This window comes from Peribacillus sp. 05N428 (assembly GCF_056397085.1).
On the sequence record NZ_JBFTMS010000008.1, the window covers coordinates 25,791 to 38,350 of the forward strand.

The following is a 12,560-nucleotide window of genomic DNA, read 5'->3' on the forward strand; positions in this document are numbered from 1 at the left end:
CATTATAAAATCATTGGAGGTATTGGAGATGAAAGTTGTTGCCATAGTGGGAAGTATCCGTAAAGAGTCATACAACCTTAAGCTTGCCAAATATATTCAAACTAGATATCAAGATCGATTTGATCTCGAAATCTTGAACATTCGGGATTTACCTTTTTATGATCAAGATATTGAAAATGATCCTCCATTGGTTGTAAAAGAATTTAAAAGCAAAGTGGCCGAAGCAGATGCAGTCTTGTGGGTAACACCTGAATACAACGGGACGATTCCAGGTGTATTGGGCAATGCTATTGATTGGTTATCACGTGTCGATAAAGTCTTGATCGGCAAACCATCATGGATCATGGGTGCGTCAATGGGGCAATTAGGGACGGTAAAAGCTCAATTGCATTTGCGTGAAATCTTATTCGCAATAGGTATCTCCTCCCCACTCCTTCCTGGGAATGAAGTATATGTTGGTGCAGTGCATGACAAAATCGATAACGAAGGCAGCCTTTTACATGAGTCGACTGTCCAGTTTATCGATACGGTCGTCGATAATTTCATTAGCTGGTATAATCATCATACTCGTTAATGCTTTACACAAGAATCCCAGCAGGCTTGATCCTGCTGGGATTCTTGTTGCATCATATAAGAGGAATTAATCAAAACTCATCCTCTACCCGCTTGGAATGAAGGGTATTTTGTCATTCCTCCGTCAGCGAATAGAGTGATGCCCGTTACATAGCTGGACTCTGAAGATGCCAGCCATGCAGCAACCGCGGCAATTTCTTCAGGCTTTCCGATATACCCCATCGGAATCATGCTTTCAAGGTCCTTTTTCTTTTCGGGATCTTCAAGCTTGTCGGCATTTATTGGCGTGGCGATGGCTCCGGGACCAATGCTGTTCACGCGGATCCCTTTTGGTGCATATTCAAGAGCCAGGGTTTCCGTAAGCAGCTTCACCCCGCCCTTGCTAGCTGCATAGTGAACGAATAAAGGCCAGGGAATCATCTCATGTACACTGGACATGTTAATTACATTCCCTTTAATATCGTTCTCGACAAAATACTTGATAGCTTCGCGGCAGCCTAAGAAATTCCCCGTTAAGTTAGTATCGATTACCCTATTCCAGTCGCTTAACGGCATCTCGTGAGATGGTACCGGATTTTCAATCCCTGCATTATTGATGAATATATCGAGTTTCCCGAAATTCTTTATCGCTGATTGAACAAGGTTAATAACATCTTCTTCAACGGTGACATCGCCTTTTACTGCAATGGCTTCCCCGCCATTTGTTTTGATTTCTTCCATTACACTATCCGCTTCCTCTGATTTAGTGCGATAATTAACCACGACCTTTGCCTTTTCCTTAGCAAAGCGAATGGCCATCGCTTTTCCTAAACCAGTGGATGATCCGGTAATAACAACAACCTTACCTTCTAAATCTGTATACATGTAATCACCCTCCAATTAACTTTTTGCCAATCCCAGCATAATCCCAGCTATGATGATCAAGATAATCCCAATTACGATTCCAATTAGTTGGCGCTTCGTTTTCTTTTCACGTAAAATGAAGATCCCGCCAAGAGTTGAAATGACTATGCCCATCTGCGAAAGTGAAAAACTAGTGGCCACTCCCACACGTGGCTGGGAAATGAATAAAAACATGTTCCCTGCAGCCCATATCAATCCCGGAATGATATTGCGAATCGTATATTTGTTAAACGGTTTATGCTTAAAAGTCAATAACAGACCGCCTATCACCATCCCGATCGCTTGAGGGAACAACGCTGACCACCCGTCAACATCAAAAAGACGGGCCACGACCACATAAACCAAATAACCGAATGTCGAGATGAGGAGAATAACAATTCCTTTCTTCAAGTTTCCCGACTTGCCCTCTTTCGATTCTTTATCTTCCAAGGAGGTCAAGACGATTCCTATAATAATGAAGATCAATGCCAAAACGCCTAAAATAATCGCTTTCATTGTAGACCATTCGTTAAAAACTATGACACCGAATAAAGTGGTTGAAATGAGCTGCAATCCTGTTGATATCGGCATTGTTTTAGAAACTCCCATTAAATCAATGCTCTTAAGCTGATTAGCTTGTCCAACGGCCCAAAACAATCCAGATACGACTCCGACTCCAAACACCAAAAGTGACAGCTTAATATCGGCAAAAATATAAACACCAATTGAAAAAATCAAGGCGCCAATCGTTGTACCTAGTGTTTGACTATAGGGTCCACCCCCGAGTTTCACATTAAATAAAACGATGCTTCCCCAGAATAATGCCGGCAAGAGAGCTAATAATATATCCATTTTCAACCCCCATATATGTAAGTACAAAACTAAGCAGGATATTTCATTGTATTCTTTTAATATGTTCGCATTATTTGAAATGACCCTTGGTAATTTTATGAAGTGCTTTCCAAAAAAAGTGTTCAACACAAAAAGGGCTGCCGCTGCAGCCCTTTTGGATAATATTGATATTCTTGCAGCAGCTACCCGCCATGTTGATGATGTTGCATGTCCATTTCCGAATCTCCACCAACCTTGAAATAATCACGTTCCCAAACGGCAGACGTTCCGATTATGATGATGGAGAACAAGAGGGTCAGAAAGAAAGGAGTAAACCCCCTCCCACTTTTTGTCTCTTTTACACCCGCTCTTTTTATATAAAAAGTCACAATGAATATACTGCAAAGGTAAATCAGATCCATCGAAACGAGCATGAAAGTTTGTGAATCAAGAGGCAGCATGACCCCAAGCATGGCTCCCATCATTGCCCCCATCAGAGTTGTTGACAGAGACTCCATAACCGCTGTTAAACCGAATGGCCTTCCGATGATGAAACCTGCCACTGCACATATTGCGATGGCTAGAACGGTTAAAACCGCCAGCTTGCCGGGCATCAGGAATGACAGCATTAAACTTAAGGTTAAACTTGTCGTCATGCTTAACATCATGACCATGCATTTACCAAGGCCAACACCAATATGATCTTTTTTCAGATGGGCTTTTTTAGAAAAGTAAATTGTATAAGCCATGACTATCATAAAACTGGTCAGCAGCAGCATTCGATTCGTTTCCCCCTTTTCGAGCAATAGTTAGTGAAACGACTGATTTTAATGACAGGAAGAATGACCGTCCATCTGGCAAGCTGAATTCTTTGATTTTGATGGAGGCACGTCAAGAGCTGGATTCCGATTGAAAAAGCCCGTCGGTTTTAAAATGAAGCTAATATAAGCGGTCGGCATGACTGGCCAATCTTCGGGTCGTGTTATATGATGGTGTCCCATGTTATACCAGACCACAACATCTTCATTTTCAATGGAGCGATCGGCTTTAACCCAATCTTCCAATCCTTCTCCCCCCGCATGTTGGTTAGGGTATCGCCCTGAAGCAAACTGTTCTTCAGGATCGAATGGCGTCACCCAAAAATGGTGTTTTAAAAATCCAGCCCGTTTTAATAAAGGCGAATCATCATGGGCGAACGGGAAACAATTCTCCCCAGCAAACAATTTATAACCAACAGGTTCCCCCAATATATTCGTTTTTGCGGGATTGACGATCTTCCAGAAGCGCGCAGTACGTAAATCAAGGTCCCGGACAGCCTCGGATTCATTTTTAAGCAAAGTCGAAACCGGATAGAAACCATTTCCATATGGGTTGTCCGGTCCCTTTTCCATGCATTTTGTATTGACTTCATAAACTGAATTATTCATTCCATCAATCATCATATCAAGCCTCATATTAAAGAAATGCTGGTGATGTGCAGCAAATAATTGAGGTGCGACCAAATTGCCATGCGGGTGCTTCCGATTAGGTTCGATGGCTTGTGTATGCAATATGCCTGTCAATTTCACTTCAAACTGTATCGTCCCATCCTGAAAGAAATACCAATAAAATCCGTATTCGTAATTTCCAACTGTCGAAATGCTCGATAAGACCAATCTTCTAGAACGGCGGACTTCAACATGACCTGTCCTCCAATCCGTATGTTTCCACCCAATTCCAAAATCTTCTTCATGCAGACAAATTGCATTTTTAATTTGAATTACATTCCCTTTACTATCCACCAGATTCGCGTCAAAGTACTTGATCTCACCTAGGCAGTCACAACCAAGTTCAAGTGAATTCGCCAACATGCCAATGCCGTATTCCCCTGCATCAAAAGCATTGTTCCTGTTAACCGGATCAGTCGGATCACCATAAGGCACCACCATCTCGGATAAAGAAGCTCTATACAGGATTGGCCGCTGCACTCCATCATCATTGTAACTGACCGTATGAAGGACAAGACCCTCACGGGAGTTGAAGCCAAAGCGGATATTCCATTTTTGCCAATCGATCACATGTCCTTCCGTCGTGAAACTGGGTCCTTTTGGCTGAACTATTTCCAATGGCTTAACATCCTGCCTCATGTTACCTACTTGATCGGGTGTATAATTTCCATCAAGCGGCGGAAATGGTATGACACCTTTATCCACAATCTTGATGACTTCCATCTTATTTAAATCGACAAGGACATATATTCCTGAAATGGGACGTGCATACCCATTATCATATAATGATGTACGGTAATAACATAAAGCCCTGACGATTCGTACATCCACTTCCTCTTCAATTCCAAAATTCCCTGCTGACCATGGATCGACCATGATATTGTCCATATTCGTAAGCCCCCTTTTGGCAAAGGCTTTTATCATCTCAGGGTGGCTTTTCACGACTTCCTGACACTCCATGAATTCATCAGCCATTATGGATGGCTGCACTCCAGGAATCAGTTTCCATGACGTTATGCTGCCATTCGTTAAGGAAACTACAGCCTCATATGTTTTTCCCTCTTTATTATGAAGAATGATACAGAATGCTTCCCTATTGATTTGTTCTTCAACACGATAATCCAGAACAATGGATTTTGCAGGTTCCAGTAAGCTGATGTTAGCGAAGCGGTAATGGTCATCCAATCCTTTATCACGTTTTAAAATTTGGACCGTAAGTTTAAGTTCTTCTGCCGTTAATGGATCAAGCGGGTGATTTTCCCTCGTTACTTTCATGCTAGATGTTTTTTCCATCTTAACCTCTCCCTTATAGGTAAAATATCATTCTATCCATTAAGTAAACTTCCCCTCGAACTGCCTCGTGCATAAAGTGCAAAAATTTTATTTGCCTACCGCCATCTTTCCCGAAAACTGGTGTTGACTCTTTGTCCCAACATATTCAATATGATGAAGATAGCCAATATCAGTAACACATCCCACTCATACCGATTTATCAAGCGGATAGCTGGAAATCCAACTCAATCAAGCTGCCCATGAGGACGCGTCCCTGCCCTTAAACTCCATACCAGTTCAAGCCCTGCTCATTCAAATCGATCCACACATTTTTTGTTTCCGTGTACATATCCATCGCTTGGATGCCCAGTTCCCTTCCGAAACCGCTTTGCTTCCTGCCGCCAAAAGGTGCTGCACTATCAAGCATGCTAAACGTGTTCACATACACCGTCCCCGCTTTTAACCCCCTTACCATCCGGTGCGCCCGTTTTAAATCATTGGTCCATAGACCTGCAGCCAATCCATACAAACTGTCATTTGCCTTGTTCAATGCATCCTCTTCATCTTTGAACTTGATAACCGACAAAACCGGTCCAAAAATTTCTTCGCGGGCAATTGTCATATCATTGGTAACGTTCTCAAAAACAGTGGGCGTAAAGAAATATCCATTTCCTGCCTCCGTGTTTCTTTCTCCTCCCATGACAAGATTAGCTCCCTGTTCCAGACCGGCCGCTACATATTGTTGAATTTTGTCAAGTTGCTGCAAGGAAACCTGCGGTCCCATTTGGGTCGTATGGTCTAAAGGATTCCCTACACGGATGGATCGTGCTTTCTTCACGAATGATTCCATGAATCGATCATATATGCTTTCCTGCACAAAAAGTCTTGTACCCGAGGCGCATACTTGACCTTGTGCAAAGAAGATACCAAACATGGATCCATTCACTGCATTCTCAATGGAAGCATCATCAAAAATTATATTTGGTGATTTCCCCCCTAATTCAAGGCTAATTGGTTTTAAGTTCTTACTTGCTGCCTGCATGATTAGGCGGCCAGTATTAGTTGAACCCGTAAAAGCGATTTTATCGACGTCAGGATGGGAGGAGAGGGCATCACCCGCTATCTTCCCGTATCCAGGAATGACATTGATGACTCCATCTGGAATTCCGACTTCTTGAAAGATTTTAACCAATTCCAGAATGCTTACAGGAGTTTGCTCAGCTGGTTTTATCACAATCGTATTGCCTGCCGCTAAAGCAGGGGCAAGCTTCCACATCGTCAGCATAAGCGGAAAGTTCCAAGGCACTATGGCCCCAATGACACCGATTGGCTCCTTCAAGGTATAATTGAACCGGTTATTGGGAGAGGCAAGGGTACTTCCCTGGACTTTATTGGCTAATCCCGCATAAAATTCGAGTACATCTATCATGGCTGGCATCGCAATGAATTTTGTTTCATTGATTGGCAGCCCGTTATCTTGTGATTCGACCTCGGCAAGCATATCGGCTTTCTCCCACAGTGCCTGTGCCACTTTATTCAGTAACCTCCCTCTATCCCCCGGTGCCATTTCAGCCCACGGGCCAGATTCAAACGCCCTTCGTGCAGCTTTTACCGCTAAATTAACATCTTCCGGACCTGCCTCGGCAACTACAGCATTCACTTCATCTGTTGCAGGATTAAGTGATTCAAATGTTCTTCCAGATATTGAATCAACCCATCTCCCATCAATGAACAATCGATAGTTTTTCCCCATCATCGTTTCCCCTTTCTAGTTAAAATCTCCAAACAACAAACACATATCTATTAATACAATAAGGCTGCGCACCATTTTTTTATTGTAAAAAACGGAACATTCAGAATATTTTTCGTGCATTAAAACCAAACAAAAAAGATCCTCGTCACCATGAACGGGATCCTTCAAATGTAATCACTATATAACAAGAACGTTATATTGGGTTTGAAGATTTCTTTGAAACGGCATCGATGAATTCAGTAGGAGTCAGATAACCAAATTTTTTAAATTCATTAATTAAATGTGATTGATCAAAATACCCATTCTCATTAATCACATCCCAAACTGTAAAGGCCTGTTTATTCAATAACATATGCAGGGAGTTTTGGAACCTCACTATTTGGCTGAATAATTTAGGCGGCATCCCTACATGGGCATCGAATTGCTTTCGCAAGTATCTTGTAGAGTATCCGGTCTCAGCAGCTAATTGATTCATATTTACATTTCCTTTAGAAGAATATATTTTGTTCAAGGAATATTCTATAATTGCCGGCAAACCGTTACACGTAAAAATATTAATCCCTATTTCTTCTTTGAACAGCTTTATTCTTCTATGAAAATCCCGTTCAGTTATTAACCTTTCCATAATGGTAGGTTCAATTTTTAACATATCAGCTAAAGGAATTTGGCGATCGATCACCTCCTTCATGGAATATTTAAAATGCTGGGTTTCCTGCTTAGGCATAAACCTCACACCGAAATATTCACAATTAGCCTGAAAATTTATCGTTTTGTACTTGAGGACAGTCCCGTACACATCTGCGGAAGGTCTTTCGGGATCGCAATAAAATAATATGTCGATGCACCCATCCGGAATGACGGACATTGGATTCATTAAATCCCGATTGATTTTAAATTGATAGAACAATGTAGTGGAATGGTCAGAATTTCTTTGTTTATATTCTATATAATAATCTGATAGAATCTCGAATTCCGGTTGGAATGGAAAATAGTCGAAGTTATTGAAACTCTGAATGATTCTCAGCTACCATCACGCTCCTTTTATATTACACTGTCACCAAAGCCTTTTTACCACTGCAATAAGCTTGCATTTGCCCCAATTACTACAGTAATCGATTGGCTGAGTGGTCATCCGCATCACTACACGGGTCAGGAGAGCCGTTCATCATTCTTCCCACCCCTGGCCATTATCAATATGAGCGTTGTTTTTATAATTTTCGACAAGTATTTCCAAATCCCTTTTGACTGAAAGATTTAAAACAATATCCAACTTACAGAACTGTGAAAATAAAAAAAGCAAACCGTAGTCAAGGCTCGCACAGTTTATAAACAAAAGAGTTCGGAATGGTCAATACCACAGATGATTGCGGGAGGAGGCTTGGCAGACTGTTGGCGGGAAGGAACGGATTTCCTGATACCAACTGCAACGTTGATTTCCACTCCAGGCACTCGCTTTCCGCGGGCGGTCCGTGAGCCTCCTCGGCGCCTATGCGCCTGCGGGGTCTCACTTGGACACGCTTTTCCCGCAGGAGTCTCGCACCTTACGTTCCAATCAACTTTGTTTTATAATTCAGATGGAACCGGAATCAAAACTTTTAATTAGACTTGGTTATCAATGGTTTTTACTGTTTTATAATCCTTAATGGATTGAAGAAATTAGCGGCACTCACGCGGATAACTGACTAGCCAAGACACCACAGACGCTTTCGGCAAGGAGGCTTGGCAGAGTATCGACGGAAAGTAACGGATTTCCTGATACCAACTGCAACTTTTTTAAAAAGAAAAAAATGTAGACAAACTCGATGAAAATCGAATTTGTCTACATTCTGTTCTATAAGATATGGAACTTACTTCTTTAAATGATATGGCACTGTCGTAACAACCACATTTCTTTTATAAAGTAAGTAAGCGCGAATCAGTAAACTTGATTGGTTATGAAGTATATTGTGCCAGCCCTTCTTCGGAATGAATTGGGGGATGATCACCGTAACTTTATAATTGGATTCACTAGCCTTATGTTCTACTGTATCCACAAATTTAGTTAGTGGCTGAATGATACTTCTGTAATAAGAATTCAGTGTAACGAGCCTTACATCCGGCTGCCATTTTTTCCATTTTTCTTCGAATTTCTTTTCATCATCTCTTTCAAAAGCGACATAAACGGCAATGACCTGATGTGCAGATAGAGATTTCGCATAATTTAAAGAGTTCTCAACCACATGAGTTATACCCGCAACAGGTACAATGATGATATTTCCTTCAATTGGTAAGATCGGCTCACATGTTGTAATCCTTAGTTGGTCTCCAACTGCTTCATAATGATTTCTAATTCGATGAAAAATTAAAATGATGATAGGTAAAAAAATCAAAACAGGCCAAACCTGACTAAATTTGGTTAAAAAGAATATCATCGTGACGATAAAGCTAATTATGGCACCAATTGAATTAATGGTTAATTTCATCATCCAGCCTTTTGGCTTTTCGCGAATCCATTTAACAATCATCCCTGTCTGGGATAAAGTAAATGGGATGAATACACCAACCGCATAAAGCGGAATGAGATTTTCCGTATGTCCTTCAAATGCGACTATCAAGATGATGGATGCAAGTCCAAGTATGATAATTCCATTGGAATACCCTAAACGGTCCCCTCTGATCGTAAACGCCCTTGGTATGAATTTATCCTTCGCCAGATTTACCGCAAGCAAAGGGAAAGCCGAATATCCAGTATTTGCCGCAAGTATCAAGATCAATGCAGTTGTACCTTGAATGAAGAAATACATGAAATTCCGTCCAAAGATCCCTTCAGCAATCTGGGAGACGACCGTTACCTCTGCGCTAGGAACAATGCTTAAATAATAGGCTAAGAATACGATTCCCGAAAACAAAACAGCTAGTAAGGAACCCATCGCTACTAATGTTTTCGCAGCATTATTCGGTGCTGGATCTTTAAAGTTCGGGATTGCATTGGAAATCGCTTCGACTCCTGTCAATGCGGAGCTTCCTGATGCAAATGCTCTTAGCAGTATAAATAAACTGATGCCGGCTACCGGAGTCCCGATTGACGTATGCAATTCCGGTGAGACTCCTCCCGTCAGAATCTTGTAAATTCCAACCCCAATCAAGATGAACAAGGCTAAAACGAATAGGTACACCGGATAGGCCAAGACAGAGGCCGATTCCGTAACCCCCCTAAGATTCAAGATAGTAAGTAGGATGACGAAAATAATGGCTATGAGGACATTATAATCATGCAGGCCGGGAAAAGCGGACGTGATGGCATCCGTACCAGCAGAAACACTTACCGCGACAGTTAATATATAATCGACCAATAAGGATCCTCCAGCTATCAACCCTGGATTGACACCTAAATTGTTTTTTGAAACCACATAGGCTCCCCCGCCATGTGGATAAGCGAAAATGATTTGTCTGTAGGACAAAATCAAAGCGGTTAACAGGATCAATACTCCAATCGCGATGGGGATTGAATACCAGAATGCCGCAGCACCGACCGTGATCAGGACAATCAATATTTGCTCCGGCCCATATGCAACCGAAGACAAAGCATCGGAAGATAATATCGCCAACGCCTTTGTTTTATTAAGCTTTTGTTCACCAAGTGCATTCGATTTTAAAGGTCTCCCGATCAAGAACCTCTTTATAGAAGATAACATTAAGAATTCACCACCAGTTTAATTTATAAGTTTATGTTTCCCAGCTGTAGCAAAAAACGAGACGGAACACAAAAATGCCTACAAGTCATAGCTAAATAGACCTGTAGACATCAATTTTTTTGTCTAACAAGCTCCACCTTCCTTCTCATATAACGCTTACGAGGTTAGCTGTCGGATTCGGACCTAAGAGTAGCCCTACCTTTTAAAGGATTCACCCCTTGGATTGTAAAAACAATCCCAATAACGGGTCCCCCGCACCATAAGGTTTAAGCGATTTAGAAATATGAAACTGTTGATTATCATACTCCCGTGAAATGGAAAAGTAAATGAAAATTTTGCACAGAAATAGAATTATTATTTATAAACGAGGCTTTATTCTTGACTTATATAACAAAAGTCATGCATACACATGATTCGAAGGTAGTAAAGGAGGAAAGTAAACGTCTAAAAGGGATATTAAAGAGGACAATGAACAAAAGATACATTTCCAAAAAGGAAAAATGATCACCACATGAAACGTGATGGATCAAGTAAAACAGATCTGCCCCAGCTTGGATAGTCATTAAATCAGAATTTTCTCTTTCCGATTCCATTATTAATTCCCGTCCAATCGGGGGCATTATTCCACTGATCTACGCTAATCAGTTCCTTCCTTCTTGAATTGGCCTCAAATTGCTTTTTTTAAAGACAAAGTATTTCTGGCCAAGATAGTTAAGCACTGTATAAAAAATTGTTCCTATCAGAACAGCCAAATTTTGTTGTATGGATAAATGAACGGTTCCTTCCAGTGATTCTGCAATGGCTTGGCCTATAGAATAAGCGGCGGAATAACAAATCAGGATGACGCAAAAGAAACGGGCAACTCCTCGACGCCATTCTATATCGCTTTTAAAGGTAAAAGTCCTGTTCAAAAGAAAACTCGTTATAGCTCCCGTACCATTGCCGATAAAGGTGGAGATCCAGTAAGATAATTCAAGAACATTCATGAGAAAAAGCATGATGGAAAGTCCAACCGCTGTATTGACTATTCCAACCAATAAAAAGCGGATAAAGGAGTTAGTTTGTTTTAGATAGTTTTTCAATACTGTTCCGTTCATTGTCTAGTTGCTCCCGTTTTTTTAAATCGAGCGGATTAAATAGATCAAGATCAACAATATATTTAGGTCGGCGTTTGGATTCATTATAGATTTTACCTATATACTCCCCAATCAAGCCGACAGCAATCAACTGTAGTCCACCGATCAACCATATGGAGGTGATCAATGAGGTCCATCCAGTTTCGGTCTGCCCATAAAATTTCAACCATAAAAAGTAAGACCCAAAGAGTAAGCTAATGAAAAAGGAAAGACATCCTAGCCATAATACCAGCCGGATCGGTGTAACTGAAAAAGAAGTAATGCCATCAAGCGCAAAAGCAACCATCTTCTTAAATGGATATTTCGTTTCCCCAGCCAATCTTTCTTTACGGTCATAATAAACAGAGTCCGTCTTAAACCCAATGAGCGGTACAATCCCCCGCAAAAAAAGATTCGTTTCATCAAAACGTTCCAACTCCGTGATCGCCCTTTTGCTCATTAGCCGGAAATCGGCATGATTATAGACAAGGTTGACCCCCATCTTGTTCATCAATTTATAAAAACCTGTTGCAGATGTTCGTTTAAAGAATGAATCAAGGTCCCTTTTCTGGCGGACACCATATACGATTTCACATCCTTCATTGAATTTCCGAATGAATTCCGGGATGACTTGAATATCATCCTGTAAATCTGCATCAATGGAAATCACACAATCTGAGGCTTCCTTGGCTGTAAACAACCCAGCCAGAAGTGCATTTTGATGTCCAGCATTCCGGGAAAGCTTTAGCCCGCGAACATATTCATTATTAATCGTTTCTTTGTAAATGATCCTCCAAGTTTGATCCTTGCTCCCATCATCGACCAACAAAATTTTACTTTGACCGGAAACAACATTTTCATCGACCAACCCCCTCATCAATCCACAAAGCTGGGAAATGGTTTCCTGCAAAACGCTTTCTTCGTTATAACAAGGTACAACAATCGTTACAATCGGTGAATTCATTCTATTCCC

At 41.2% G+C, this 12,560-nt stretch carries 10 protein-coding genes and 1 riboswitch; of the genes, 1 reads left to right on the forward strand and 9 read right to left on the reverse strand.

What is annotated here, in order from left to right; all coding sequences use genetic code 11:
* Positions 1-28: 28 nt before the first annotated feature.
* A complete protein-coding gene (locus tag AC1DIV_RS10115) occupies positions 29-574 on the forward strand; it encodes an NADPH-dependent FMN reductase (RefSeq protein ID WP_477576284.1) in 546 nt (181 codons plus the stop codon).
* Between the two features lie 77 nt (positions 575-651).
* Here the strand turns inward: AC1DIV_RS10115 and AC1DIV_RS10120 are convergent, their stop codons facing one another.
* The 9 genes from AC1DIV_RS10120 to AC1DIV_RS10160 form a co-directional block, all read right to left on the reverse strand.
* On the reverse strand, positions 652-1,437 hold the full coding sequence (locus tag AC1DIV_RS10120; RefSeq protein WP_048689825.1) for a glucose 1-dehydrogenase: 786 nt from the start codon (positions 1,435-1,437) through the stop codon (positions 652-654).
* Between the two features lie 15 nt (positions 1,438-1,452).
* Positions 1,453-2,307, reverse strand: a complete 855-nt coding sequence (locus tag AC1DIV_RS10125; RefSeq protein WP_054397517.1) for a RhaT/GlcU family sugar-proton symporter — start codon at positions 2,305-2,307, stop codon at positions 1,453-1,455.
* A 182-nt stretch (positions 2,308-2,489) separates the two neighbouring features.
* A complete protein-coding gene (locus AC1DIV_RS10130; protein WP_477576286.1) occupies positions 2,490-3,065 on the reverse strand; it encodes a hypothetical protein in 576 nt (191 codons plus the stop codon).
* 48 nt (positions 3,066-3,113) lie between these two features.
* On the reverse strand, positions 3,114-5,066 hold the full coding sequence (locus tag AC1DIV_RS10135; RefSeq protein ID WP_477576288.1) for a primary-amine oxidase: 1,953 nt from the start codon (positions 5,064-5,066) through the stop codon (positions 3,114-3,116).
* 259 nt (positions 5,067-5,325) lie between these two features.
* Positions 5,326-6,798, reverse strand: a complete 1,473-nt coding sequence (locus AC1DIV_RS10140; RefSeq protein WP_477576290.1) for an aldehyde dehydrogenase family protein — start codon at positions 6,796-6,798, stop codon at positions 5,326-5,328.
* Positions 6,799-6,991: 193 nt separating this feature from the next.
* Positions 6,992-7,705, reverse strand: coding sequence for a helix-turn-helix domain-containing protein (locus AC1DIV_RS10145; protein ID WP_477576291.1), 714 nt, complete (start codon positions 7,703-7,705; stop codon positions 6,992-6,994).
* Positions 7,706-8,645: 940 nt separating this feature from the next.
* Positions 8,646-10,472 carry an APC family permease gene (locus tag AC1DIV_RS10150; protein ID WP_477576292.1) on the reverse strand — a complete coding sequence of 609 codons (1,827 nt, stop codon included), beginning with the start codon at positions 10,470-10,472 and terminating at the stop codon, positions 8,646-8,648.
* 137 nt (positions 10,473-10,609) lie between these two features.
* Positions 10,610-10,755, reverse strand: a riboswitch (cyclic di-AMP (ydaO/yuaA leader).
* 358 nt (positions 10,756-11,113) lie between these two features.
* Positions 11,114-11,569, reverse strand: coding sequence for a GtrA family protein (locus tag AC1DIV_RS10155; protein ID WP_340874717.1), 456 nt, complete (start codon positions 11,567-11,569; stop codon positions 11,114-11,116).
* Positions 11,529-12,551 (reverse strand): glycosyltransferase family 2 protein, encoded by a 1,023-nt coding sequence (locus AC1DIV_RS10160; RefSeq protein WP_340874715.1) that lies wholly within the window; start codon positions 12,549-12,551, stop codon positions 11,529-11,531. The genes AC1DIV_RS10155 and AC1DIV_RS10160 overlap by 41 nt, the downstream gene beginning before the upstream one ends.
* Positions 12,552-12,560: the final 9 nt, after the last annotated feature.